Source organism: Desulfobacula sp. (assembly GCF_014237455.1).
Lineage (GTDB): Bacteria > Desulfobacterota > Desulfobacteria > Desulfobacterales > Desulfobacteraceae > Desulfobacula.
The window spans coordinates 1-24,733 of sequence record NZ_JABZFL010000075.1 but is presented as its reverse complement, the minus strand read 5'-3'; the positions used below and the strand labels follow the sequence as shown (position 1 = coordinate 24,733).

The following is a 24,733-nucleotide window of genomic DNA, read 5'->3' as shown; positions in this document are numbered from 1 at the left end:
TGCATATTTTGAATTTAAGTCAGGAGATTCTTTTTGTTAACGCTATATTAAGGGAAAATGGCTTTTTCCCTAAAAATTTTTATTGCCTATTGACTATAGGGTGGCTCATATGGGTTATGAGATTTCTTTAACTAAAGCAATACCTTTCCCATTATTGATGAAACTGAGTTCATTCTAAATCGAGATGATCTTACCATACTATTGGTTCTAAAAAATGTTTCGTAAATATAATTATTTCCCCGCACTACTTCGTCCACTTTAGGACAATTTATTTCATTTAGAGGTTTTTCTGAAAACCTAAAAATATCAAAACAGAAAAGACCTTTCCGTTTAGTAATTCTTAAATCTTCGAGAACTATTTCCTTTTTTAACTCAATTTTAAATTTCATTCTACCGTTAGAAAAGGAGTGCTTTCTTAGATAAATATTTTCTTGAGTAGATTTTCTGAACCAATTTGAAAGACCTTGTTCAGCATCGTCATAGATAGAGAAACGATTTCGAATTCTGGGTAAAATCTTCCTTCCTTCAGGGATTTCTCTTGTAAAAGGTTTGTCGGAAAGACGTTCTTCCTGATCGAAATCAGGTCTTTTAAGACAATTTTTTGCTATTTTTGATTTTACAGAAAGCAAAAAGAAAGTTTCTTTCTCAAGGACGGAATCAATTTTTTTATAAACTGGAAGAACTTGTGCCTGCTTAGAATCATACTTTTTAATTTCATCAATTATATCAATTAGACCAAACCACTTATCCATTTATGTATTCCTCATAACGGCGGCTGTTAAGCCGCGAGCATCGCAGGCATTTAAACAAGCTTGCTTGTTTAAATGCCGACTGCGGAGCGGTCAGCTTATCGTATTGTATTAAGCAGAAAAAAATCTGTATATTAACGCTATATATTTTCTTTATAAGGTAATACCAAAGCATCAATGCAGTTTTTAAATTTATTGTTGAAACAGCTCAATATACCCTGACATACCAGCTAAAATATGTAAAGTGATATTCTGAATCCAGCCACCTGTTTTTAGAGTCTGGTCTCGGAAATTATTGATAAAAACATCAACGGGATTATCAGGGGTGTATGGTATCAAGGAGATCCGAGGTGTCTTGTTCGACCGGTTTGCCTGTGATTTTTGCGCGTGACCTGAAAGGTTATAAAAGTTCCAAAGATCTGGAATGGTTAAGACGGCAAATTGTTTGAGCGAGGAACGAGTGAGTTTTTGCCGTCCAATGGAAGATCTTTGTGAACTTTCAAAAATTATTCAGGCACTATGAAGGATAAGACACCCCGGATCTCCACGGGTGGGTTGCGTTGCCCAATCAACGGGTTTGTGAAAATATTTAAAAATGAGATCCTTTTTTGACCCTTATGGCAAACATCCAGTTTCAAAATCTAATTGTTGACTGCAAACACCTAATTATCGTATTATCCTTAGAATTTTAATCAACTTAATATAAGGAGCGAACAGGAATGAAAAAATGGATGATATTGGTGTTAATGTGTTCTATATTTTTGATTGGCTTTTCTACAACTGCCTTTGCCGACGACAAAAAGTTAAAGGCCGGCTTTATTTATGTCGGTCCTGTGGGTGATTATGGATTTTCCCATGCCCATGATATGGGGCGGCAATATGCAGAAAAAAAATTTCCCTGGCTGGAAACCATTTTTGTAGAATCTGTTGCAGATGCTGACTGTGCAAGAATCATTGACCGACTTGTTCAACAACAAAAATGTGATGTGGTTTTCACCACCAGCTTTGGATTCATGGACGAGACCATTAAAGCCGGCACCCGGTATCCTGACAAGCTTTTCATGCATTGTTCAGGATTCAAACGTTCCGATAATGTGGGGACTTATTTTGGTGATCTATACCAGATGTATTATCTAAACGGAATTATGGCCGGCGCATTGACCAAAACAAACAAGATCGGTTATGTGGCAGCTTTCCCGATTCCGGAACTGGTCCGTCATATTGATGCCTATGCCCTGGGGATCAAAGCGGCAAATCCCGCGGCCAAACTTAATGTAAAATGGATTTATGCCTGGTATGGGCCGGATAAGGCAAAAGAAGCTGCCGAAGCCCTGATTGCTGAAGGCTGCGATGCCTTAGCCTTTACCGAAGATACACCTGCCGTCATTGAAGTGGGACAGCGCCATTCGGAAAAGGGAAAACAGATTTATACCTTCAGCCATTATTCTCCCATGCAGCCCTATGGCGTAGATTCTGTTGTTTCAGGACAGCTCATGAACTGGGGCGGAATGTATACCAAAATTCTTGGCGATATTTATAATAAAACCTGGACCAATGAGGACCTCTGGTGGCTGGCCAAAGAAAAAGCAGCCATTCTTGGCGGCAGCCCAACCGATATCATCAATCCCAAGTTTGTGGGTGCATTGAAAAAAGCCATGCTTGATACAAAGGAATTTGGTAAAATTTCTGCCTATGATCTTGTTGTAAAAAGATACGCGCAGATGAAACAGGGAGTTGATGTATTTGAGCCGTTTACCGGCCCCATCAGCGATAATAAGGGAACCCTGAAAATAAAGGCTGGAGAAACAGCATCAAAAGGCGACCTTCTCAGCATTATGTATTATGTGGACAATGTTGAAGGCGACGTCCCCCAGTAAACAAAACAACCTCTTGAGAAAAGCCGGGATATAATTTCCCGGCTTTTCTTTTACCCCGATTTTTTTTAAAGGGCCTTATGAAAAAAATCCAATGCCTTGAAATGAGCGGCATCTCAAAATCATTTCAGGGTATCCCTGCCAACCAGGATATTGATCTTTGTGTTGAACCCGGTGAAATTGTAGGACTTTTGGGCGAAAACGGGGCCGGGAAAACCACATTGATGAATATTCTGTATGGGCTTTACCAGCCCGATTCCGGCCAAATCAAAATCAACGGTAAAAGCGTTCGGATCAACAATCCTGTTGAATCCATCAACCATGGCATTGGAATGGTTCATCAGCACTTTATGCTCGTGCAGAATCATTCCGTGATTGAAAATATTGCACTGGGCTATAAAGAGACGCCGTTTTTTTTCCCAAAAATAAAAATCAGGAAAAAAATTGAACTGTTTTCTAAAAAATTCGATTTTCATATTGATCCTGACAAAAAAATCTGGCAGCTTTCAGCCGGGGAACAGCAGCGGGTGGAAATCATTAAAGCACTTTTAAATGGTGCCGACCTTCTTATTCTTGATGAACCCACATCTGTTCTGACTCCCCAGGAAATCGAAGAACTGATTTCCATACTGAGGGAAATGAAATCCAAAGGCCACATGATTATTTTCATTTCACACAAGCTTGATGAAATCATGGAAATCTGTGACCGGGTCATGGTGCTTCAAAAAGGAAAAATTGTGGGAAGCTCCGACACAAAAAATACCGATAAAAAATCCCTGGCCCGGATGATGGTGGGCAGAGATGTTGTCTTCAATATCAACAGGGAAAAACTGATCAAAGGCAAAAAAATTCTATCTGTTGAAAACATCAATGTCATCGGAGACAAAGGCCTTTTGGCTCTTAAAAATATCTCATTTGAACTTTTTAAAAATGAAATTTTCGGTATTGCAGGAATTTCCGGCAACGGACAACGTGAGCTTGCAGAGGCCATTACCGGTATCAGACCCATCTCATCAGGAAAAGTGACCGTAAATGGCCAGGACATTACTAACAAATCTCCCAGACACATTTATGACAACGGTGTTTCCCACGTACCGGAAGAAAGAATCCGGTTTGGAATCGCTCCGGGCCTTTTTTTATATGATAATGCTATTCTCAAACAGCATCATTTAAAAAAATTTTCCAGACGCTATTTTCTGAAATACAATCAGATAAAGAATCACACAAAAACCATTGTTAATAAATTTAAAATTTCTACCCATTCCATTAACAGCCAGATCAGGAACCTTTCCGGCGGGAACATTCAAAAACTCATCCTTGGAAGAGAAATCAGTGAGCAGCCACAGCTTCTTGTAGCATCACACCCCACATACGGGCTGGATGTCGGGGCAACGGAATTCTTAAGAAAACATCTTTTGGAACTGAGGAAACAAGGAAGCGCCGTGATTTTGTTTTCTGAAGATCTTGAAGAAATATTTGAACTTTGTGACCGGGTTGCTGTTATTTTTGATGGTGAGTTCATGGCAGTTCTTGATTCAGACGATAAGCGGTTTTCTGACATCGGCCTGATGATGGCAGGATCAAAAAGGATCTGATTCAGTGGAAAAAAAATAATGATAAAAATCAAAACAACAGACCGATATAATATAACCACCTTAAGATCCTTCATGACCAATATTCTCTCTCTTTTGGCAGCGCTTGTGGTGATCAGTACTATTTTCCTGATTGCGGGAGTTAATCCCATCTATGCCATCACTGAGATCTTTTCAGGATCATTTGGTTCTTTTTACGGATTTAAGGAAACCATCACCAAAGCTATTCCTTTGATCCTGATCGCTACAGGGCTGACCCTGGCTTTCAGGGCAAACTTCTGGAACATCGGTGCAGAAGGACAGATGTTAATGGGAGCAATTTTTGCTACCTGGACGGGACTGACCTTTGGAGAGGCGTTGCCATCCTATATCATAATTCCCTTGATTTTTCTTTCAGGCTTTATCGGCGGGGCATTGTGGGGAATCATACCCGCCATCCTGAAAATCAAATACGCCATTAATGAAGTGATTTCCACTTTAATGCTCAACTATATCTGTGCTGAATTTTTAACCCTGCTTATTGTCGGCCCCTGGAAAGGAAAAACACGGTTCGGGTTTCCCGGAACAGATAACCTTCCCGATTCTGCCATTTTAGGTCTGATCCCCGGTTCCCGAATTCACTATGCCACATTGATTCTGGCACTCATCTGTGCCATTGTGCTTTGTGTGGTCATCTATAAAACGCGCTTTGGATATGAAGCAAGGGTGGTGGGTGAAAACCCGGATGCCGGTAAGTACGCAGGGATAAATTTTCTAAAAACAGGCCTGATCCTCATGGCCATCAGCGGTGGGCTTGCAGGCTTTGCCGGTGTCGGCGAAGTGGCGGGGATTCATCACTATCTTGGATATCCTGCTTCAATCTCCTCGGGGTATGGATTTACCGCCATCATCGTCGCATGGCTTGCCAAATTAAATCCACTCTATACTGTGGTTTCAGGAATCTTTTTTGCAGGGATACTGGTGGGTGGCGATGCCATACAGATATCGCTGGGACTGCCTGCTGCCACAGTTGAAATTGTGAACGGCACGTTGTTGATATTTTTAATTATGGGGGATTATTTTTTAAATCATAAAATCACCCTGCAATTTTCAAACAAATAAGGATGCAATAGATGGAAGATATTATTGTTTTAACACTTCATAGAGCTATGGTTGCGGGAACCCCTTTACTTCTTGCCACAACAGGTGAAGTGATTTGTGAAAGGTCCGGCATCCTTAACTTAGGCGTTGAAGGCGTAATGGCAATGGGAGCTGTTGTAGCCTTTATCGTCACCATGACAACCGGCCAGCCCTGGCTGGGCGTTCTTGCTGCCACAGCCACGGGCATAGCGTTTTCCAGCATCCATGCCTTTGCTTCTGTAACATTGCAGGCCAATCAGGTTGTCTCCGGGCTTGCATTGACCATGCTGGGCTTAGGGCTTTCCGGTATGCTTGGCAAACCTTATGTGGGCAAACCCCTTTCAATCAAAATGGAAGATTGGAGCATTCCCTGGTTATCGGATATTCCCTGGCTTGGGAAAATTCTGTTCACTCAGGGTCCGTTTTTCTATCTTGCGATAGTTCTTGCTTTTGCCGCCTGGTTTTTCCTTGAAAGAACCCGTCTGGGGATACAGATCAGATCAACGGGAGAAAATCCAAAAGCGGCTGAAACTCAAGGGGTCAATGTCTTCAGACTCAGATATTTGAGTGTCCTCATCGGAGGAGGATTTTCAGCCCTGGCAGGTGCCCATCTTTCCATATCCTATTCAAAATCATGGATAGAGGGAATGACGGCGGGAAGAGGCTGGATTGCCATTGCTCTAACCATTTTTGCCCTGTGGAACCCCGGGCGTGCCATATGGGCGGCATTCCTGTTTGGCGGCTTTTTTGTGGTTCAGTATTTGCTGCAGCCCCTGGGAATTTCACCCAGCTTCCTAGCCATGCTCCCCTATATCGCAACGCTCTTTATTCTATTGTTGATCAGTCTTAAAGACCCCAGAAAATTAAATGCCCCTGCCATGCTGGCAGAGCCCTATAAACGTGGCGAAAGATAACAAACTCTTTGACTTTTTATTCGATTTTATCGATAATAATTTTATGAAATCATTCAAATATTTTTGTGTCTTTTCCAGTCTGGTCTTTTTCTTTTCATTTTCCCTGAACAGCAGCTTTGCCATATCCATTCCGGAAGAAAAAAAAGTCGCCAAAAAATTCATGAAAATGGTACAGGAAAAACAGATGATATTGAATGATCCTGTTGCCGGTCATATGATTACACAGGTTGGCAATCATATCCTGACTTTTCTGCCGCCCCAGCCGTTTGACTATTCATTTTACATTGTGGACGATGATGTTTTTAATGCATTTGCAAGCCCGGCTGCCAATATCTTTGCCTATCGGGGATTGATTACAGCCCTTGATTCCATTGATGAACTGGCAGGAATCATCGCGCATGAAATTGCCCATGCCGCAAGTCGTCATGTATCTGAATCCATTGATCGTGCAAAATTTATCAACATTGGAAGCCTGGCAGGAATGCTGGCCGGTGCCATCATCGGCGGCAAATCAGGTGGCGATGCCGGAGCGGCAGTTATCACAGGCACAATGGCCATCGGTCAGACAGCCATGCTTGCATTCACAAGGGAAAATGAAACGGAAGCTGATGAAAAAGGAATCATGTTTTTAAAAAAGAGCTGTTTCGCACCTGAAGGGCTCTTATCCGGTTTGATGAAAATCAGGGCGGCTGATTACCGGGGCGTGGAAGGAATCCCCGACTATGTCAAGACCCATCCCGGAACCGGCAACCGGATTGCCCATGTTGAAACGATTCTCGAAGGCTACATCCCTTCGGAGAAGAAGATAAAATGCGATGAAGATTTCAGATTTGACATGGTAAAATACAGACTTTTAGGGCTTTATGCAGACATTGAACCCACATTTAATCAATTGGCCACAAAGCTGGAAGGCAGTTCTTCAAACGCTAACGCTGCTGACGCCACTGACACTGCTGCCATCCATTATGGAATGGGCCTTATTTATGCCAGAAAATTCATGAGAGAAAAAGCCCTGTCGCATCTGAAAAAAGCGCTCTCCATTAATATTCTCGATCCAATGATACTGCTTGAAATGGGTAGAATATATCTGCTGAATGGTGAGCCCCAAAAAGCGCTCAACGTCCTTAAAGGGCTTGAGAGGGACCCTGTCATGGGTCTTGCGGCCAGATTTCATCAGGCAACCGCACACCTTGAATTAAGAAACCTGACAAAAGCCAAAAATCTTTTCAATACCGTTTTAAACAAGGCGCCATCCTTATATCCAAAAGCATACTACAGCCTGGCAAATATTATGTCACTTGAAAAAAAACAAGTGCTTTCCCATTATTATCTTGGAGTCTATTATGCTGAAATCAATCATAATAAAACTGCCATTGTTCATTTAAATAAGGCTTTAGACGAATTAAAGGATGAAATTAAAATAAAAAAAGCAAAAGAACTTTTAACTCGATTAAAAAAACAATCCGTAAAGAATATTAAAAACTAAACCCTGTCAAAACGCGAAAACTGCATGGTAAAAGTTCCTCTGCCCTGGCTGGCAGATCGAAGTGCTGTGGAATACCCGAACATTTTAGCCAAAGGGACCACGGCTTTTACAATCTGTATACCCGCTTTCGGAGTGATGGATTCCACCTTTCCACCCCTTGCATTCAAATCGGATATGGCATCGCCCATGTAAGTATCCGGAATAAAAATCTCAACTTCCATAATCGGTTCAAGAAGCCCTAAAGAGGCATTTTCCAAAGCATCCTTACATGCCATGGATGCACAAACGGAGAAGGCGAGTTCAGAGCTTCGATCATCAAAGCTGCCACCTTCAATCACAATAGCGATATCAACCAGGGGATATCCTTTAAGATATCCGCCTTCAAGACTCTCCCGGATTCCATTTTCAATGGCTGGAATATATTGTTCAGGGATCTGGTCATTTCCCACTTTACAATTAAATGTAACCCCATCGCCCCGATTTAAGGGTTCAAGACAGATACTGACATTTGCAAAATGCATCTTCCCTGAAATTTCTCTTTCAAAAACAGCATGGCCTCTTGATCTGGAGGTAACCACTTCCCTGTAAACAACCTGGGGATTCCCCACATTGACATTTGTTTTAAACTCTTTTAGCATCCTTGAAATAATAATCTCAAGGTGGAGTTCACCCATGCCGGATAAAATTGTCTGGCCGGTTTCTTCATCACGGCTCACCTTTAAAGTCGGATCTTCGATAGTGAACTTTTCAAGTACATCATCGAGTTTTTCCTGGTCAGCATGGGTTTTAGGCTCAATTGCAATGGAAATTACAGGGTCCTCATATTCTATTTTTTCAAGAAAAACAGGATAATCCTGTGAACATAAGGTATCACCGGTTCCGGAATCTTTAAGTCCGACAATACCGATAATAGCCCCTGCCAACGCCTCTTTTAACCGCGTTCTTTTATTGGCATGCATTTGAAGAATTCTGGATAATTTTTCATTTTTCTTTAATAAGGGGTTGAACACATCAGATCCTGCCTCAAGTTTACCGGAATAGATCCTGGCAAAAGAAAGCTTTCTTCCTTCAATCATGGAGACTTTGAAAATCAAAGCTGCGAGGGGACCGTTTTTTTGGGGTAAAAATTCTAATTCTTCTTCAGTTTCGGGGTGTACACCTTTAACAGGCGGGACATCCAGGGGGCTTGGCAGATATAACTCTATGGCATCGAGTAATGGTTGAATGCCCTTGTTTTTAAGAGCGCTTCCGCAAAATACCGGCACGATCTGCCTTGAAATGGTTGCAGCCCGAATGGCTTTGATAATTTCCCCAACCGAAATATCCTCTTCTGAAAGATATTTCTCCATTATCTCATCGTTGAATTCCGATATGGCTTCAAGAAGTTTTTCCCGGCATTCGTAAGCTATCTCTTCAAATTCAGGAGCAATGTCATCCTTTGAATACTCGACACCCTGGGTTTCATCATCCCAGGTGATCTGTTTCATGTTGACAAGATCAATGATACCGGCAAAATTATCTTCTGAACCCATGGGCAATTGAAGGATCACAGGATTTGCCCCAAACTTCTCTTTTATGGAGTTGACAGCACCGAAAAAGTCCGCGCCGGTTCTGTCCATCTTGTTAATAAAGACCAGCCGGGGAACTGAATATCTGTCTGCCTGTCTCCAGACAGTTTCAGATTGTGGTTCAACACCCCCCACGGCACAGAAAACACCAATGGCTCCATCCAGAACCCTTAATGCCCTTTCCACCTCAACGGTAAAATCAACATGTCCCGGAGTATCGATGATCTGGATAAGGGATTTATTCCACTCACAAGTGGTCACAGCAGAGGTGATGGTTATCCCTCGATCCTGTTCATCCTGCATCCAGTCCATGACAGCTTCACCATCATGAACTTCACCAATTTTATAAGATTTTCCAGTGTAGTAAAGGATCCTTTCCGTTACGGTGGTTTTACCCGCATCAATATGGGCCATGATCCCAATATTTCTAAACTGACTGATATTCTTTTGTTTGCTCATTTTACAATCAAATTATCTTTATTGTTTGCATTTTTTGCTTAAATTCTTGATAAATTCTTTAAATTAAAATGATATTTGATACAGCATTGCCTAATAGGTGTCAAGAAAATATCCCTTGCAAATCGGTTACGGGTTTAATAAAATTAAAACTTTAAAAATTAGTAACCCGACATTTGACCATTAAATATTTTCAGGGGTAAATAAAATTTTATGATTCCGGGATTTGAAGCACTTGTTGAAGAAAGAATAAAAAAAGCTCAAAAAAATGGGGCATTTGATAATCTTGACGGCACCAGTAAGCCATTGAATTTTGAAGACCAGCATGTTCCGCAGGAGTTCCGTCTTGCTCATAAAATATTAAAAAATTCTGGTTTTCTTCCCCCGGAAGTTGAACTTACAAAAAAGATCACTCAAACCGAACGATTGCTTGAAGCAGCGATGATTGATTCTCCTGAAAGACTGAAAATTCAAAAAAAATTGAATTACCTTTTTGTCAAATTGAACACCATGAGGGGAGACAGGTCCTGTTCATCCATGATGACAGATGCTTACCGGAACAATATTATGAAAAAAATATCATGAATTTTTGGAATAAAGATAAAGACAGTCTTTTCCGAAGTATTTTCATCGCTTGTTTTATCCTGCTGTTACATGTTTTTTTGTTGGCAGGTGTCGGCATTACCATTATTTTGTTCAAGGGAGTATATCACTACCTGCCATGGATAATGGGCTGTATCGGCATTTTAGTCCTGGCAATTTCCTGGATTTTCTATCAGAGGATGAGTAAGCGTTCTTCTGATATCAAAGACATCCTCGCCATGCCGGAATTCCGGGACAAGACACTTGAAGTCAGGATTCTTGGAGGGCTTGCGTCCTTTAAAATAACGGCAAAAGAAAATCAACTTCTGCTCATTGACCATCCTCTTTCAACTCCTTCGGACAGACTCCTCATTGAAAATAGTATCAGCAAAACAGAACAAAAAATTCTTAAACTGACGGCACTTTTTGAAAAAGATCTCATCACCAGAGCAGAGTTTGACAAGGCAAGACAAAACATTATTCAAGGATAAAACAGGAGTTTACTATGAAAAAAATCAGGCTGGCTCTTTTATCCGGCGGTGTCTCTTCGGAAAGAGAGGTGTCTCTTAACAGCGGCAAACAGGTATTGGGTGCTCTCAATAAGGACAAGTATGATATCGCCCTGTATGACCCCAAAACAGATCTAAAACAGCTTGTCATTGATGCAGATAAGATTGATGCAGCCCTGATCATTCTGCATGGTCCTTTTGGAGAAGACGGAACGGTTCAGGGACTTTTGGACCTGCTTGATATTCCCTACCAGGGTGCAGGGGTTTTGGGAAGTGCAATGGCCATGAATAAATTGGTTGCAAAAAGACTTTATGACGGTGCCGGGGTGCCCACTCCTTCCTATCTTTCATTTTCAATGAATGAAAAAATCGAACCATCAAAAATTGTGACCGCGTTAGATCTTCCCCTGGTAGTGAAACCGGCCTGCGCCGGATCAAGTGTGGGAATGACCATTGTCAAGGATGAATCAGATCTTGGAGATGCCATAAATTTAGGGTTTGAGCATGATGATACCATTATTATTGAAAAATATATTAAGGGAATTGAACTGACCTGTGGTGTCCTGGGAAATGATACACTTCAAGCATTACCGGTCATTGAAATCATCCCGGGAGAAGGTCATGAATTTTTCGATTATACGGCAAAATACGTTGCCGGAGCAACCGAGGAAATCTGCCCTGCCCGTATTGATGAAAACACCACAAAAAAAGTCCAGAAAATTGCCGTCAAAGCGCATCAGGCCCTTTTTCTGAAAGGATATTCCAGAACAGACTTGATCCTTTGTAACAATGAATTGACTGTTCTTGAAACCAATACAATCCCGGGGATGACGGCAACCAGTCTTTACCCCCAGTCTGCCCAGGTGGCAGGGTATTCTTTTACCGAACTTATGGACAAGCTCATCCATTTGTCAATCAAAGAACATACAAAACAAAAATTAAGGAGATCAACATGAAGATTCTAGTCGTTGGTGGTGGTGGCCGTGAACATACAATGGTATGGAAAATATCAAAAAGCCCTTTGGTGGAAAAAATATATTGTGCTCCGGGAAATGCGGGTACTCACGAACTTGCGGAATCTGTCCCTATCAATGCAGAAGATATTGATGCTCTGGCTGCCTTTGCCAGGGAAAATGAAATTGATCTAACGGTAGTCGGTCCGGAAGGTCCTCTGGTAAAAGGGATTGCAGATGTTTTTGAAGAAAACGGTTTAAAGGTGTTTGGTCCCAGTAAAGCTGCGGCAAGGCTTGAGGGCAGCAAGCTTTTTTCAAAGCAGCATATGCAAAAATACAATATTCCCTGTGCCATGGGAAAAGCATTTACTGATACCGGCAAAGCCAAAGCCTATGCAAAGGCTCTGGGCGCCCCTTGTGTGGTTAAGGCTGACGGCCTTGCCGCCGGTAAAGGGGTCATCATCTGTTCAACCTTGGAAGAAGCAAATGAAGCCATTGATTCCATGATCAATGATAATGCGTTTGGAGAAGCCGGCGCCATTGTTGTTGTGGAAGAATGCCTGAAAGGGGAAGAAGCCTCTTTTATTGCACTGACAGATGGAAAGACAGTTCTGCCGCTGCCGGAATCCCAGGATCACAAAAGAATTTTCGACAATGACGAAGGGCCCAATACCGGTGGTATGGGAGCCTACTCACCTGCCCCGGTCCTGGATCACATGCTCCGGGAAAAAGCCATGAATGATGTTATGATCCCGGCTGTAAAGGGTATGGCAAAAGAAGGCACCCCTTTTAAAGGCGTCCTCTATGCAGGCCTTATGGTGGAGAAAGACCAGATAAAAGTGCTTGAGTTTAACACAAGAATGGGAGACCCTGAAACCCAGCCCATTCTCATGAGACTTGAAAATGACCTGGTTCCCTTGATGGAAGCCTGCTGTGACGGTACCCTGCATAATTATACTACAAAAATAGACCCGAGAGCTGCCATGTGTGTGGTGATTTCTTCGGGCGGCTATCCCGGCTCCTATGAAACAGGGGAAGAAATATTCGGCCTGGATGAAGCGAACAAAGTTAAAGATACCGTTGTCTTTCATGCCGGAACCGCATTAAAAGACGATAAAGTCGTTAGTTCAGGCGGAAGGGTCCTGGGGGTAACATCTCTGGGCGACAGCGTTAAACAAGCCATTGACAGGGCATATGAATCCTGTGAAAAAATCTCTTTTAACAAGCACTTCTATCGCAAAGATATCGGGGCAAAGGCTTTAAAACGGCTTTCCATACCCCCCCGGGTGGGAGTGATCATGGGAAGCGACTCTGATTTTCCTGTCATGGAAAAAACGCTGTCCATACTGAAAAAATTTGATATCCCCTACACTGTCACAGTTGCTTCTGCCCACAGAACCCCGGAAAGGGCAGCCAAACTTGCCATTAAAGCAAAAGAAAAAGGAATAAAAGTTCTCATCTGCGGTGCAGGTCATGCAGCCCATCTCGCAGGTGTCATAGCAGCTCATACCACCCTTCCCGTTTTAGGTGTCCCCATTGATTCATCCGCACTTCAGGGGATGGACTCTTTGCTGGCAACAGTACAGATGCCTCCGGGAATCCCGGTATCAACCATGGCTATTGGAAAATCAGGGGCTTATAATGCAGGCATTTCTGCGGCCCAGATCCTTGCTGTTTCAGACCCTGAAATTGCAGATAAACTTTCAGCCTTTAAGCAGGAAATGGCAGATAAAGTCAATAAAAAGGCACAATCTTTTGTATGATGTCCCCCAAAATAGTCAGCATTGATCCTGTAAATCCTGAATCTGACATTATTGATTTAGCCGGAAAGATTATCCAGAACAATGGAGTGGTAATCTTTCCGGCTAAATGCCTTTATGGGGTTGCAGCCAATGCTTTGAACAAAAAGGCTGTGGAAAAAGTTTTCCATTTAAAAAACCGGCCGTTAAACAACCCGATTCTCATCCTCCTCCCTGACAGAGCCCTGCTGCCGGATCTTGTCACAACAATTTCCAAACCGGCTGAAAAACTAATGAACGCGTTCTGGCCCGGAAATCTGACCATTATCTTTGAAGCCAAAGATAATATCCCGCAGCTTTTATCTGCCGGTACCGGAAAGATAGGGGTGAGAATTCCAGCACATCCGGTTGCAAAAGCCCTTGTTGAATCTGTCGGGTTTCCCATTACCGGCACCAGCGCCAATCTGTCCGGCCAAAATGGCTGCAGCAGGACCGACCAGCTTGTTCCCTCCATTATTGATCATGCCGACCTGGTGTTGAACGCGGGTATTCTAAAAGGAGGCGTAGGATCAACCATCGTAGATATTACCGCTTTAAATATTAATATTATCAGGGAAGGAGAAATTTCAGCCCGCAAAATTAATGAAATCCTGGTAAGTTAACATCCAGAGATATCATAATTTCATTGACAAAATTCACATTTTCCCTTAAAAAAAGAACCATTCATGCCGGAGTGGTGGAATTGGTAGACGCAGAGGACTCAAAATCCTCCGGGCTTTAGGCTCTTGCGAGTTCAAGTCTCGCCTCCGGTACCAAGCATATCAAGGCTTTCAGCGTTTTAGCTGAAGGCCTTTTTGTTTTATCGAATGGCTCCAGGAAGCAAAAGTCAATCTCCAATTCATGGATTTGTCTTCAATTCCTTGAAGAAATATTATTGTCATTTTTTTTTTACACTGTATGCTGTAAATCATGAATTTAAAGAACATATTAAATATTGGATTGATAGTTCTGACGATGATTTTCAGGCCATGATCCATTTGTTCGAAAAAGGGGAACTTAATACTTGATGATGACCAAAAAGATATTTTGGATACCATATCCGCTTTTAATATCCGGGGAAGATATGATGATTATAAAAAAGAATTTTATAAAAAGTGTTCAAATACTTTTACAAAAGAGTGGGTTTACAATATCAAGGAGTTCAGAGAATGGATAAAGAAAAAGCTTCTAAAATAGCTCACAAATATATTGATTTTATCAGGAAAAGAGATCCAAATATCAAAAAGGTCTATATTTTGGGCTCATATGTTAAAGGTATAGTCCAAGAAGACAGCGACATTGATTTGGCAATCATTTTTAAAAATCTTGATGATTCTTTTGACATGCAGGTTCAATTAATGAAACTTAGAAGAAAATTTGATACCAGAATTGAGCCCCACGCATTCAGGGAATCTGATTTTCAGACTTCAAATCCTTTTGCTAATGAAATATTGAATACAGGTATAGAGATTGCTTGATTCGGAAAGTCTAAATATAGAAATAAAAAAAGGGCCTTAGAAAGCTTCCAAGACCCTTGTTATTTCTTTGGTAGCGGGGGAAGGATTTGAACCAACGACCTTCGGGTTATGAGCCCGACGAGCTACCAGACTGCTCCACCCCGCATCAATATCGGAGCAATATATAGAATTGCCTTGTTTCTGTCAAGCTTTTTTAATATTCTGTCAGAACATTTTTTAATCGGCCAAAGCCTGCTTAAGTTCATCAATGGACGCAGTCGCAGTCCCCACCTTTGCAACTACAATGCCTGCTGCTGCATTGGCAATTGAGGCGCTCTGGTTAAATGTCGCACCCACGGCAAGCCCGAGACCCAAAAGAGAAATCACCGTATCTCCGGCACCGGAAACATCAAATACCTGCCGGGCTCTGGATTCAATAGTATACGGCTCCTTACCCTTTTCAAACAACGCCATGCCGTCTTTACCGCAGGTAATTAAAAGTCGGTCCAGCTTAACCTGGTCCATGATTTTCCGGCCGGCGGCAAAGAGGTCCTGCTCTGAATTGATATCCATATTTGCGGCAAGACTTGCCTCTTTTCTATTGGGTGTGAGTATGGAGAGTTGTTCATACTTGGAAAAATTCAAAGATTTGGGATCAGCGATCGTCAGGACGTTATGCTTCCCTGCCAGTTTGACTATCTGTTGGACCAGTCCTCTGGTGATCAGGCCTTTATCATAATCCGAAAGAATTATCAGATCTGCATCTTTAATTTTGCTCTCAATGATTTTAACCAGTTTTTCAAGGGTCTTTCCATTGATATTCTTCTTTATTTCCTTATCAATTCTCAAGACCTGCTGGTTGGATGCAATCACCCTTGTTTTTCGGGTTGTCGGCCTTTGGGGTTCACTGATGATTCCATCTGTTTCAATGCCCAGATCTTCAAGCTTTTCAAATATCATCTGGCCGGCTTTTCCGGTTCCGGCTGTACCGATGGCAACTACTTGTGCCCCCATGGCCACCAGATTATGGATGACATTTCCGGCTCCGCCAAGAGCATGGCTTTCTTTTTGCACACTAACCACAGGAACCGGCGCCTCAGGCGAGATCCGGTCCACACTGCCCCACAGATACTCATCAATCATCATATCACCGATAACAAGGGCTTTTACTTTTTTAAAATCATCAATATTAATCATTATGTATCCAATAATGAGCCTATCATGATTTTAAGTTCCGAATAGTTCCGGGTCACTGAAATTTCAGGGAAATCCGTGATCACCGAATCCGGCGGGTTAAAGAAAAATCCCTGATCTGCTTCCTGGATCATCTTGATATCATTATAGGAGTCTCCAAAAGCAATCACATGATAATTCAGCCCTTTTAAGGCTTTAACCGCTTCTTTTTTCTGTTGGTCAATCCGAAGATTGTAATCTGTGATATTGCCTTCTTTGTCAATGGTCAGGCTATGGCATAAAAGTACGGGATAGTTCAACTTTGCCATCAAAGGCTTTGCAAACTCTTCAAAGGTGTCTGACAGCAAAACAATCTGTGACTCTTCCCTGATCCAGTTTAAAGCTTCCAGAGCTCCTTCGAGCGGTTCCAGGGTGGCAATCACATCTCTAATATCCTGGATTTTTAAATTATTCTCCTTTAATATCGCAAGCCGCCGGGTCATTAACACATCATAATCACTAATGTCCCGGGTGGTCAGCTTAAGTTCTTCAATTCCGGTTTTTTTTGCAACATTAATCCATATTTCCGGTAAAAACACACCTTCCAGATCTGCAACCAATATTTTCATTCCTCACTCTACTCCTCAGCTATTTCTTCTATTCTAATAACAACAGGTCTGCCAACAACTGAATCTGTTTTTGAAATCTGTTTTAAGGCATGTTGTACCCCCGCTTCCCTAGCCGTATGGGTAATCATTACAATCGGGACTTTTCCATTGCTTTTCCGGCCTTTTTGATGGACTGATTTAATACTGATGTTGTTTTCTCCGAGAATCCCGGAGATTTTAGCCAGCACACCCGGATGATCCTGGGCTTCAAACCTGAGATAATATTTTGTATACAGCTCTTCCATGGGAAGAATCGGAATCGATTTAATATTGTCTTCAGGATATCCCAGAATAGGCACCCTTCGTTTGATACCTGAAATAATATTTCGTGCAATATCTGCGATATCACTTAAAACAGCACTGGCCGTCGGCATCATACCGGCACCATGACCGTACAATATGGTTTGTCCTGTGGCATCGGCATCAATGGCAATAGCATTCATGGACCCATCAACGTGAGACAGGGGGTTTGAACTGGATATCATTGTGGGATGCACCCTTGCTTCCACATAGTCCTCATGGATTTTCCCAATGGCCAGAAGCTTGATGATATATCCAAAGTCCTTTGCAAACTCAATATCCTTCGGTGTAATATTGCGGATACCTTCCACATAAATATCTTTTAAATTAATTTCCATGCCGTGGGCAAGGGAATTTAAAATAGCAAGCTTATGGGCGGTATCAAATCCATCTATATCCAAAGAGGGCTCGGCTTCAGCATACCCCAGTTCCTGGGCTTTCCTTAACGCATCTTCAAAGTCAGACCCGTCCTTGGAAATTTTTGTAAGGATATAATTGCAGGTTCCGTTTAAGATCGCTGACATGGATTTGATATCATTGGCCACAAGGGACTCTCTCAGAAATTTAATAACCGGCATGCAGCCGCCGACACTGGCTTCAAAGGCCAGATCCACCTGGTTTTTCCTGGCTGCCGTGACAAGATCATTTCCAAAGCTTGCCAGAAGAGCCTTGTTGGCTGTGACCACATGTTTTTTATTTTCAAGAGATTTTAAAATAAATTCCCTTGCAATGGTCTCTCCCCCAATGGTTTCCACGACAATATCGATGGCGGGATCATCCATAACCACGTTTGCATCGGAAACCAGGGCGGTTGTCCCAAGATCAATACCCCTGTTTGTGGCAGTATCAATATCAGCAATAGTCTTAAGGTTTAAAACAGCACCGGTTCTGGATTCCAGCAATTGTTTTTTTTGTTTTAACAATTTTGCCACACCCGCGCCGACAACGCCGTACCCTAAAATTCCAATATTGATCGTTTTCATTCCCTTTGGCGTCTCCGATAATAATTTGCGTTTAAAATTAAATGTAGATACAATATTCAAATGACGATGTCAAAAAACTTTTGACTTTTCAGCGCATTATGTTTATCCTTGCAACGTTCTGGAAATCTTAATCTAATATAATTAAAAAGGGTAAACTTATATGAGCAACTCCTTAACTTATGCAGATTCAGGTGTCGATATAGATAAAGCAAATAAACTGGTTGATCGAATTAAAGATATCGCAAAATCCACTCCGCGATCAGGTGTAATGGGTGAGATCGGCGGTTTTGGAGGTCTTTTTTCCCTGAATCTTTCCAATGTGTCCGACCCGGTTCTGGTCAGTTCAACCGACGGGGTCGGGACCAAGCTTAAAATCGCTTTTATGATGGACAAACATGATACCATCGGTATTGATCTTGTGGCCATGTGTGTGAACGATATTATTGTTCAGGGTGCAAAGCCTTTGTTTTTCCTTGATTATCTGGCCATGGGAGTTTTGAACAATGATGTGGCTGAAAAAATTATTTCAGGAGTTGCAAAAGGATGCAATGAAGCCGGATGTGCTTTGATCGGCGGAGAAACCGCAGAAATGCCGGGGATGTATCACGACGGCGAATACGACCTTTCCGGATTCTCTGTGGGTATGGTGGACAATGATAAAATCATAGATGGCTCCTATATCAAAAACGGTCATAAACTCATCGGCCTTGCATCAAGCGGTGTGCACAGCAATGGGTTTTCCCTGGTCAGAAAAATCTTTTTTGACAAATGCAATTATGATGTAAATACCAGACTCAATGAACTTGGCATCACCCTTGGAGAAGAACTTCTCAAACCAACGACCATTTATGTTCCAACCATATTAAGCCTTTTAAGAGATCTGCCCGTTCACGGCCTTGTGCATATCACCGGAGGCGGCATAGATGAAAATATCATCCGGGTAATCCCTGAAGCCTGTAAAGCCATTATTCACAAAGATGCCTGGGAAATCCCGCCTGTCTTCAAGATACTTCAAAAAGAGGGTTCTGTCTCAAATTTCGAAATGCAGAGAACGTTTAACAATGGCATTGGCATGGTGATTGTTGTGCCGGAAACATCTGCCCAGGAAGTCATGGACAGGCTCGGGGCAATGGATGAAAAAGCATATTTCATCGGTGAGATAGAATCCAGGGAGAATAATGAAGCACAGACTCAATGGGTCTAGCCCTGACGGGTCTTATCATTAGTGTATCATGATAGTCTTAGGGATTGAATCCTCCTGCGATGAAACCGCAGCCTCAATTGTTCAGAACGGCACAGACATCCTGTCTTCTGTAGTCGCCTCCCAGATTGATGTTCATAACAAATATGGGGGTGTTGTACCGGAACTGGCGTCTCGAATGCACATCGAAGCCATTACCCCGGTGGTGGATGAAGCTATAAAAAAGGCAAACATCAAAATTGAGGATATCGCTGCTGTCGCTGCAACAAGGGGCCCCGGGCTGATCGGTGCCCTTTTGGTGGGATTTTGTTTTGCCAAATCATTTGCCTGGGCCAGGCAACTTCCCCTGGCCGGCGTCAATCACCTGGAAGCGCATATCTATTCGTTATTTCTGATGGACAAAAAACCGGCTTTCCCCTTTATCGCCTTAGTGGTATCCGGAGGCCACACAAATATCTATCATGTTACCTCGTATGACCATTTTGAACTGTTAGGACAGACAAGAGATGATGCCGCTGGAGAAGCCTTTGACAAGGTAGCAAAAATGCTGGGGCTAGGCTATCCAGGCGGGCCGATAATTGAAATCCTTGCAAAGACAAAAGATCCCGGCGCCATTTCGTTTCCCAGGACACTGCTTGAAAAAGGCAGCTTTGATTTCAGTTTCAGCGGTCTTAAATCTTCAGTGGCACGGTATATCCATAATAATAACATATCTTCCAAGGATGAAAAGGCACAGGTTGCTGCCTCATTTCAGGAAGCCGTCATTGATGTGCTGTCACAAAAACTGATGAATGCGGCTCAGTATAAAAAATGCAACCACATTGGTATTACAGGCGGGGTATCTGCCAACAAAACCTTTGTGGACAAATTATCCTGTAAATCAAAAGACAAAAACATCGAAATCTTTGCCCCTTCTGCTGACCTTTGCGGCGACAATGCGGCCATGGTTGCAGCAAGAGGATACACTATGATTCAACAGGGGAATACATGCCGCCTTGACCATGATGTATTTTCAAAAACAAGAATAGATTAAACTTAGGGCTTACAGATATTTTTTTTTAATCTTTAATATTCTTTCAACCGATTTTTCACCCATTCCATAAAGACTTTCGTCCTCATTGAGCAGCCCTATGATTTCATGTGAGGCTTTATCAATATCAGGTCCCTTATGGCAAATCAAAGCCATATCAATTCCTGACTTCAAAATTTGCCGGATACAAATTTTCATATCATGCTGAATGGCTTTCATATCCAGATCATCGGTCATCACAAGCCCATCATACTCCATTTGAGTCCGTAGCAGCTCATTGACAATAAAGGGGGACAGACTTGCCTGCCACAGGCGGTCAAGCTGCGGATATGAAATATGAGCCAGCATTATCCCGGCAACGCCTTTATTTTTCGCAGCTGCAAACGGAACCATGTCTGACTGCCTGAGGGTCTCAAGATCAATATCCAGAACCGGAAGGTGAAAATGGGAATCTTTAAGGGTTCTGCCAATACCCGGGAAATGCTTGGCCACAGCCATAATACCGTTTTCCTGCAGGGTATGAATCACTTCCATGCCAAGGGTTGACACTTGTTCTGCGCCCCCTTTAAACGCCCGGTCTTTCATAATGCCGTCCACCCCTTCCGGCACAATATCCAGAACCGGGGCAAGATTCATATTGATCCCGGCCTTTTTTAACTCATCTGCTGTGACAGCGGCAAAATTCCTTGCATCCTGAATAGATTCAATAAAAGGATTCCCCCTGAATACCGTAAACGGCTCCTTAAGTCTTGCAACTACCCCGCCTTCCTGGTCTACTGAGATGAACAAAGGCGGAATGTTGCATGACTTTGCATAGTCCTGGCAGGCGCGACAAAGACGGGTCACCTGTTCGGGTGTTTCAATGTTTCTTTTAAACAATATAATGCCGCCGGCTTTAATATCACCGATGATATGTTTTAAATCATCATTTAATTCAATGCCGTCAAATCCCAGCATCAATCGCTGCCCGGCCATTACTTTTTGAGTTATTATATCTCTATCCATCTATTTCCTTGACGAACTCCTTGCTTTTAATATTAATAAAGTAAATATTAGAAGGTATTTTTTTAACCATAATATTTGGATACCATGAAATCTATTACTTTTAAATCAGATTTTATATTAATGTTTGTTGCCGTCATCTGGGGCCTTGCCTTTGTTGCCCAAAGAATCGGGATGGATCATATCGGGCCGTTTACCTTCAATGGTCTTCGTTTTGTATTGGGATGCCTCTCCTTATTGCCTGTTGTCCTTTTAACACGAAACAAAACATCCGGCAAAAAAAACGACGGACTTATAAAAGCAGGGACTATTTCAGGTATTTTCCTTTTCTTCGGTATCTCCTTCCAGCAAGTTGGACTTGTCTACACAACAGCCGGTAAAGCCGGGTTTATCACAGGACTTTATGTTGTCATTGTTCCTATTTTAAACCTTTTCCTCAAACAGGACAAAACCACTCTCGGAACATGGATCGGTGCAATCATGGCCACCATTGGCATGTTTTTTTTAAGCGTAACCAAAGACTTGACCATGAACTTTGGAGATCTTCTGGTTCTCTGTTCAGCCGTTTGTTTTGCCTTCCACCTGATCATTATCGGAAGAATTTCCAACCGGTTTAACACGGCCCAGCTTTCATTGGTCCAGTGCATGATTTGCGCAGCGTTAAGCCTGCTGGTAGCAGCCGTATTTGAAACCTTTATTCTCGCAGATATTTTAAGTGTTTCCATCCCTTTACTTTATGGCGGTGTATTGTCTGTGGGGGTGGCGTATTCACTCCAGATTTACGGACAGAAAAACAGTCCTGCTTCCCATGCTGCGATTATCTTCAGCCTTGAATCAGTTGTCGCCGCTATCGGCGGATGGATCATTTTAAATGAAATTCTTTCAGGCTCTGCCATTTTTGGATGCGGTCTAATGCTGGCAGGCATGCTGACATCACAATTATATTCAAGAAAAAATCTTATCCCTTAAGGTTATTTAATGCATCCTTAAGCTGCCCGGTGACGTCTTCGGACAATTGCCCGGCCTTTTCCAGATTTTCTGCAACCCCGGAAAGCCCCGCCTCTTTTGCCCTGCCGGCCCAGGTAAGAAACGTATCCTTGTGACTTTCATTGTGATCAATCCAATGGGCAAACAATTTCTCAAGCTTTTGTTCAAATGTCAGCTCATGGGAATGATCGTGGCTGTGAGAATGACTGTGGCTGTGAGAATGATCATGGCTGTGAGAATGACCATGGGAATGATCGTGACTGTGGTCGTGGCTGTCATGGTGGTGATGTGTCATAATATTACTCCATTCAAATATTTTTTAATTTTAACTTCATAACCTAAAGGTCACACATAGACTTGATTGATACTCCTGTTATGTATATTTTGGCAAGAGTTTTTTATTGTAAAATAGAACAGGGGTTGGTATTGAAATATAAAACCTAATGGAGGTATGAATAAATATGAAAAAACCGCTGCTCCTTTTGACGATATTTATTACAATAACTTGTTTGTTTCCCCAGCTTACTTTTGCTAAAACCGGCTGGGTTTCAGATATGCTGCTGTTAACGTTCCGGCAGGGACCCGGTGCCTCTTATGCGGTAATAAAAACCTTAAAAAGCAATACCCCTGTCTTAATTCTGGAAGAAAAAAACGACTTCTATAAAGTTGAGCTCCAATCTAAGGAAATCGGCTGGGTAAATAAAAAATTTATCACTTTTGAACTGCCGAAACCCTTTATTATCGATCAATTAAAACAGAAGAACAAAGACCTTCAGGCATCTTTAACAACAGCCCTGGACGAAAAAGAAAGGAAGCAGACTCCTCTGATCGAACCATCCAAAAACAGTCAAAAGATTATTAAAGAAAACAAGAGGCTTCAGGAAAAAAATTCAATGCTTTCCAGGGAAATTGAGATATTAAAAGAAGAAAATAAAGGCTTTTTAAAAATCGACATGATCAAATGGTTTCTGGCCGGGGTCGGTGTGTTGCTGCTGGGATGGATTATTGGACATAATATATCTTCAAAAAAACGACGATCCGGTTCTTTGCTGGGCTAATCCTGTTTTTAAATTTTAAATGTTTCTGAGTATGATGCTATATCATCGGATAGCTTTTGAATTTGCTGTTTTATAGATAATACCTTCTTTTTTTGATCTTTTTTTTCAGAATGCTTTAAAGAAAAAAGACGTTCACTCTCTTCTTTGAAAGAGTGATACCGGTTGAACTGCTCATCTATTTTTTCTTTAAACTCCCTTGTGGCCGCGTCAATCAGAGGTAAAAAATAATTTGTTCTCAACGTTACAGGGTATTGTTCAAATTGATTTTTTATGACCTTCTGGTTTTCCTTTTTGATTTTCACAGCTGTTTTTTCCAGTCCCGGAGAAAATGAAAATACGGCTTTTCTACTAAATAAAGAGGAAAATATCTGCGTCACTGTCTGCAGGAAAAAACCAGTGATGATATTGGCCTTGATTCCGGGTGTGTAGCGTGCCTCAAAAATCAGGGCCGGTACTTGAAGGCCCAGTATTTTTTTTAGCTTGTCAATATCCACAGCATCAATAAAATCACTTTGCTGCTGTGTCAATTTTGATATGTCTTCAAATTGTGAATACTGATCAAATTTTAACAAATCAATCTGATATGACTCAAACAAAGATTGAAAATAGGAGACGATTCTTTCTTCCTGGGCCTCAACAAATCTTTTTAACCGGGGATTAACCTCTTCAATACCATATAACGCAAGCCTGCGGTTAAACTCCTGAAACATTAAATATAAAATCTGGTTAAACCCTGATTCCTTTACCACGGATCTGTATTGTTCAACATCATGGTAAGTCGTTCCAATATAGGCCTGGGTCTTTTTTAAGATGCCTTTTTCGTCCTTGACAAAAAATGTCTTGATATTGGACGCTATTTCATCTTTTAACCCGGTGACCGCTTCTTTAATGGAATTTGACACGATGGCTTCTAAGCGGGATGCCGTCTGGTCCAGCTTACTTAAGTTCTCCAGGGTCGCTTCTTCCTTTAATTTGTCAGAAGACAGCAAATCCAGAAAAATATCTGCCCGTCGATCTGCTTGTCCAATGATAATACCAAGCCGCTTCAAATGATTTGAAATCAAAAGCTCATATCGATTTTTATCAATCGCCCGGTTAAAGAAACAATTGAATTCATCTGTTTTCAACTCACAGTATTGAAGCATTTCCTTTTCTTGCTGCCAGAGTTTTAACCGGGTTAAATCCTTTTGGGTTAATTTGGATTCAAGTTTAAAAAAAAGAGTGTAAAGCGATGATAAAGAAAATATTTGAGGTCGTATCTCTAAAAATTCAAGGTTGTCCCGGATACTGGTTT

General features: G+C 41.9%; 22 protein-coding genes, 2 tRNA genes and 1 pseudogene. 16 read left to right on the top strand and 9 right to left on the bottom strand.

Translation table 11 applies throughout. The annotated features are described in order from the left end of the window. Positions 1-131 precede the first annotated feature (131 nt). Positions 132-752 carry a hypothetical protein gene (locus HGJ91_RS11180; RefSeq protein ID WP_291347834.1) on the bottom strand — a complete coding sequence of 207 codons (621 nt, stop codon included), beginning with the start codon at positions 750-752 and terminating at the stop codon, positions 132-134. A gap of 716 nt (positions 753-1,468) precedes the next feature. On the opposite strand from HGJ91_RS11180, the gene HGJ91_RS11175 reads away from it, so the two are divergent. The 5 genes from HGJ91_RS11175 to HGJ91_RS11155 all read left to right on the top strand — a co-directional run bounded on the left by HGJ91_RS11175 (position 1,469) and on the right by HGJ91_RS11155 (position 7,734). Continuing rightward, positions 1,469-2,626 (top strand): BMP family ABC transporter substrate-binding protein, encoded by a 1,158-nt coding sequence (locus HGJ91_RS11175; RefSeq protein WP_291347833.1) that lies wholly within the window; start codon positions 1,469-1,471, stop codon positions 2,624-2,626. Positions 2,627-2,703: 77 nt separating this feature from the next. Beyond that, entirely contained in the window at positions 2,704-4,218 is a 1,515-nt protein-coding gene (locus HGJ91_RS11170; protein WP_291347832.1) for an ABC transporter ATP-binding protein, read from the top strand. An 18-nt stretch (positions 4,219-4,236) separates the two neighbouring features. Next, positions 4,237-5,316 carry an ABC transporter permease gene (locus tag HGJ91_RS11165; protein WP_291347831.1) on the top strand — a complete coding sequence of 360 codons (1,080 nt, stop codon included), beginning with the start codon at positions 4,237-4,239 and terminating at the stop codon, positions 5,314-5,316. A gap of 11 nt (positions 5,317-5,327) precedes the next feature. After that, positions 5,328-6,248, top strand: coding sequence for an ABC transporter permease (locus HGJ91_RS11160; RefSeq protein ID WP_291347830.1), 921 nt, complete (start codon positions 5,328-5,330; stop codon positions 6,246-6,248). 43 nt (positions 6,249-6,291) lie between these two features. Beyond that, positions 6,292-7,734 carry a M48 family metallopeptidase gene (locus HGJ91_RS11155; protein ID WP_291347829.1) on the top strand — a complete coding sequence of 481 codons (1,443 nt, stop codon included), beginning with the start codon at positions 6,292-6,294 and terminating at the stop codon, positions 7,732-7,734. Here the strand turns inward: HGJ91_RS11155 and fusA are convergent. Beyond that, on the bottom strand, positions 7,731-9,761 hold the full coding sequence (fusA, locus tag HGJ91_RS11150; protein WP_291347828.1) for an elongation factor G: 2,031 nt from the start codon (positions 9,759-9,761) through the stop codon (positions 7,731-7,733). The two genes, HGJ91_RS11155 and fusA, sit on opposite strands and share 4 nt — an antisense overlap. A 210-nt stretch (positions 9,762-9,971) precedes the next feature. Between fusA and HGJ91_RS11145 the strand changes: the two genes are divergently transcribed. The 7 genes from HGJ91_RS11145 to HGJ91_RS11115 all read left to right on the top strand — a co-directional run bounded on the left by HGJ91_RS11145 (position 9,972) and on the right by HGJ91_RS11115 (position 15,058). Then, the gene (locus HGJ91_RS11145) at positions 9,972-10,343 is read left to right on the top strand and encodes a DnaJ family domain-containing protein (protein WP_291347827.1); all 372 of its coding nucleotides are present in this window, start codon (positions 9,972-9,974) and stop codon (positions 10,341-10,343) included. Continuing rightward, positions 10,340-10,831 (top strand): SHOCT domain-containing protein, encoded by a 492-nt coding sequence (locus HGJ91_RS11140; protein ID WP_291347826.1) that lies wholly within the window; start codon positions 10,340-10,342, stop codon positions 10,829-10,831. Before HGJ91_RS11145 ends, HGJ91_RS11140 begins: the two co-directional genes overlap by 4 nt. Positions 10,832-10,845: 14 nt before the next feature. Next, positions 10,846-11,805, top strand: coding sequence for a D-alanine--D-alanine ligase (locus HGJ91_RS11135; protein ID WP_291347825.1), 960 nt, complete (start codon positions 10,846-10,848; stop codon positions 11,803-11,805). Beyond that, a complete protein-coding gene (purD, locus tag HGJ91_RS11130) occupies positions 11,802-13,565 on the top strand; it encodes a phosphoribosylamine--glycine ligase (protein WP_291347824.1) in 1,764 nt (587 codons plus the stop codon). Before HGJ91_RS11135 ends, purD begins: the two co-directional genes overlap by 4 nt. Next, on the top strand, positions 13,562-14,203 hold the full coding sequence (locus HGJ91_RS11125) for an L-threonylcarbamoyladenylate synthase (protein ID WP_291347823.1): 642 nt from the start codon (positions 13,562-13,564) through the stop codon (positions 14,201-14,203). Before purD ends, HGJ91_RS11125 begins: the two co-directional genes overlap by 4 nt. 65 nt (positions 14,204-14,268) lie before the next feature. Continuing rightward, positions 14,269-14,356 (top strand) — tRNA-Leu (locus HGJ91_RS11120). A gap of 393 nt (positions 14,357-14,749) precedes the next feature. Further along, complete coding sequence (locus tag HGJ91_RS11115; protein WP_291347822.1) at positions 14,750-15,058, top strand: nucleotidyltransferase domain-containing protein; 309 nt, start codon at positions 14,750-14,752, stop codon at positions 15,056-15,058. A 68-nt stretch (positions 15,059-15,126) separates the two neighbouring features. Here HGJ91_RS11115 and HGJ91_RS11110 read toward each other — a convergent pair. The 4 genes from HGJ91_RS11110 to HGJ91_RS11095 all read right to left on the bottom strand — a co-directional run bounded on the left by HGJ91_RS11110 (position 15,127) and on the right by HGJ91_RS11095 (position 18,161). Then, positions 15,127-15,203: transfer RNA gene (locus HGJ91_RS11110), tRNA-Met, on the bottom strand. 71 nt (positions 15,204-15,274) lie between these two features. After that, positions 15,275-16,234, bottom strand: a complete 960-nt coding sequence (gene rfaE1 / locus HGJ91_RS11105) for a D-glycero-beta-D-manno-heptose-7-phosphate kinase (RefSeq protein ID WP_291347821.1) — start codon at positions 16,232-16,234, stop codon at positions 15,275-15,277. Further along, positions 16,234-16,839 carry a bifunctional phosphoserine phosphatase/homoserine phosphotransferase ThrH gene (thrH, locus tag HGJ91_RS11100; RefSeq protein ID WP_291347820.1) on the bottom strand — a complete coding sequence of 202 codons (606 nt, stop codon included), beginning with the start codon at positions 16,837-16,839 and terminating at the stop codon, positions 16,234-16,236. Before thrH ends, rfaE1 begins: the two co-directional genes overlap by 1 nt. A gap of 8 nt (positions 16,840-16,847) precedes the next feature. Then, positions 16,848-18,161: a homoserine dehydrogenase gene (locus tag HGJ91_RS11095; protein ID WP_291347819.1), complete on the bottom strand. Its 1,314-nt coding sequence runs from the start codon at positions 18,159-18,161 to the stop codon at positions 16,848-16,850. A gap of 160 nt (positions 18,162-18,321) precedes the next feature. On the opposite strand from HGJ91_RS11095, the gene purM reads away from it, so the two are divergent. Further along, the gene (gene purM / locus HGJ91_RS11090) at positions 18,322-19,365 is read left to right on the top strand and encodes a phosphoribosylformylglycinamidine cyclo-ligase (RefSeq protein WP_291347818.1); all 1,044 of its coding nucleotides are present in this window, start codon (positions 18,322-18,324) and stop codon (positions 19,363-19,365) included. 28 nt (positions 19,366-19,393) lie between these two features. After that, positions 19,394-20,395: a tRNA (adenosine(37)-N6)-threonylcarbamoyltransferase complex transferase subunit TsaD gene (gene tsaD, locus HGJ91_RS11085; protein ID WP_291347817.1), complete on the top strand. Its 1,002-nt coding sequence runs from the start codon at positions 19,394-19,396 to the stop codon at positions 20,393-20,395. Between the two features lie 9 nt (positions 20,396-20,404). Here tsaD and nagZ read toward each other — a convergent pair whose 3' ends face one another. After that, complete coding sequence (nagZ, locus tag HGJ91_RS11080; RefSeq protein ID WP_291347816.1) at positions 20,405-21,397, bottom strand: beta-N-acetylhexosaminidase; 993 nt, start codon at positions 21,395-21,397, stop codon at positions 20,405-20,407. Between the two features lie 84 nt (positions 21,398-21,481). Between nagZ and HGJ91_RS11075 the strand changes: the two genes are divergently transcribed. Further along, a complete protein-coding gene (locus tag HGJ91_RS11075) occupies positions 21,482-22,363 on the top strand; it encodes a DMT family transporter (protein ID WP_291347815.1) in 882 nt (293 codons plus the stop codon). Here HGJ91_RS11075 and HGJ91_RS11070 read toward each other — a convergent pair. Next, complete coding sequence (locus tag HGJ91_RS11070; RefSeq protein ID WP_291347814.1) at positions 22,353-22,676, bottom strand: hypothetical protein; 324 nt, start codon at positions 22,674-22,676, stop codon at positions 22,353-22,355. The genes HGJ91_RS11075 and HGJ91_RS11070 overlap by 11 nt on opposite strands. Before the next feature lie 166 nt (positions 22,677-22,842). On the opposite strand from HGJ91_RS11070, the gene HGJ91_RS11065 reads away from it, so the two are divergent. Then, positions 22,843-23,439, top strand: coding sequence for a TIGR04211 family SH3 domain-containing protein (locus tag HGJ91_RS11065; protein WP_291347813.1), 597 nt, complete (start codon positions 22,843-22,845; stop codon positions 23,437-23,439). 8 nt (positions 23,440-23,447) lie between these two features. Here the strand turns inward: HGJ91_RS11065 and HGJ91_RS11060 are convergent. Beyond that, positions 23,448-24,733 (bottom strand): annotated as a pseudogene (locus HGJ91_RS11060) (hypothetical protein); the annotation flags it as partial.

Coding starts and splice junctions, on each gene's coding strand:
- HGJ91_RS11175 (WP_291347833.1), top strand. CDS start 1,469: ATGAAAAAATGGATGATATTGGTGTTAATGTGTTCTATATTTTTGATT.
- HGJ91_RS11140 (WP_291347826.1), top strand. CDS start 10,340: ATGAATTTTTGGAATAAAGATAAAGACAGTCTTTTCCGAAGTATTTTC.
- HGJ91_RS11170 (WP_291347832.1), top strand. CDS start 2,704: ATGAAAAAAATCCAATGCCTTGAAATGAGCGGCATCTCAAAATCATTT.
- purD (WP_291347824.1), top strand. CDS start 11,802: ATGAAGATTCTAGTCGTTGGTGGTGGTGGCCGTGAACATACAATGGTA.
- rfaE1 (WP_291347821.1), bottom strand. CDS start 16,234: ATGATTAATATTGATGATTTTAAAAAAGTAAAAGCCCTTGTTATCGGT.
- HGJ91_RS11070 (WP_291347814.1), bottom strand. CDS start 22,676: ATGACACATCACCACCATGACAGCCACGACCACAGTCACGATCATTCC.
- HGJ91_RS11095 (WP_291347819.1), bottom strand. CDS start 18,161: ATGAAAACGATCAATATTGGAATTTTAGGGTACGGCGTTGTCGGCGCG.
- HGJ91_RS11125 (WP_291347823.1), top strand. CDS start 13,562: ATGATGTCCCCCAAAATAGTCAGCATTGATCCTGTAAATCCTGAATCT.
- HGJ91_RS11155 (WP_291347829.1), top strand. CDS start 6,292: ATGAAATCATTCAAATATTTTTGTGTCTTTTCCAGTCTGGTCTTTTTC.
- thrH (WP_291347820.1), bottom strand. CDS start 16,839: ATGAAAATATTGGTTGCAGATCTGGAAGGTGTGTTTTTACCGGAAATA.
- nagZ (WP_291347816.1), bottom strand. CDS start 21,397: ATGGATAGAGATATAATAACTCAAAAAGTAATGGCCGGGCAGCGATTG.
- HGJ91_RS11160 (WP_291347830.1), top strand. CDS start 5,328: ATGGAAGATATTATTGTTTTAACACTTCATAGAGCTATGGTTGCGGGA.
- HGJ91_RS11135 (WP_291347825.1), top strand. CDS start 10,846: ATGAAAAAAATCAGGCTGGCTCTTTTATCCGGCGGTGTCTCTTCGGAA.
- HGJ91_RS11180 (WP_291347834.1), bottom strand. CDS start 752: ATGGATAAGTGGTTTGGTCTAATTGATATAATTGATGAAATTAAAAAG.
- tsaD (WP_291347817.1), top strand. CDS start 19,394: ATGATAGTCTTAGGGATTGAATCCTCCTGCGATGAAACCGCAGCCTCA.
- purM (WP_291347818.1), top strand. CDS start 18,322: ATGAGCAACTCCTTAACTTATGCAGATTCAGGTGTCGATATAGATAAA.
- fusA (WP_291347828.1), bottom strand. CDS start 9,761: ATGAGCAAACAAAAGAATATCAGTCAGTTTAGAAATATTGGGATCATG.
- HGJ91_RS11165 (WP_291347831.1), top strand. CDS start 4,237: ATGATAAAAATCAAAACAACAGACCGATATAATATAACCACCTTAAGA.
- HGJ91_RS11065 (WP_291347813.1), top strand. CDS start 22,843: ATGAAAAAACCGCTGCTCCTTTTGACGATATTTATTACAATAACTTGT.
- HGJ91_RS11075 (WP_291347815.1), top strand. CDS start 21,482: ATGAAATCTATTACTTTTAAATCAGATTTTATATTAATGTTTGTTGCC.
- HGJ91_RS11145 (WP_291347827.1), top strand. CDS start 9,972: ATGATTCCGGGATTTGAAGCACTTGTTGAAGAAAGAATAAAAAAAGCT.
- HGJ91_RS11115 (WP_291347822.1), top strand. CDS start 14,750: ATGGATAAAGAAAAAGCTTCTAAAATAGCTCACAAATATATTGATTTT.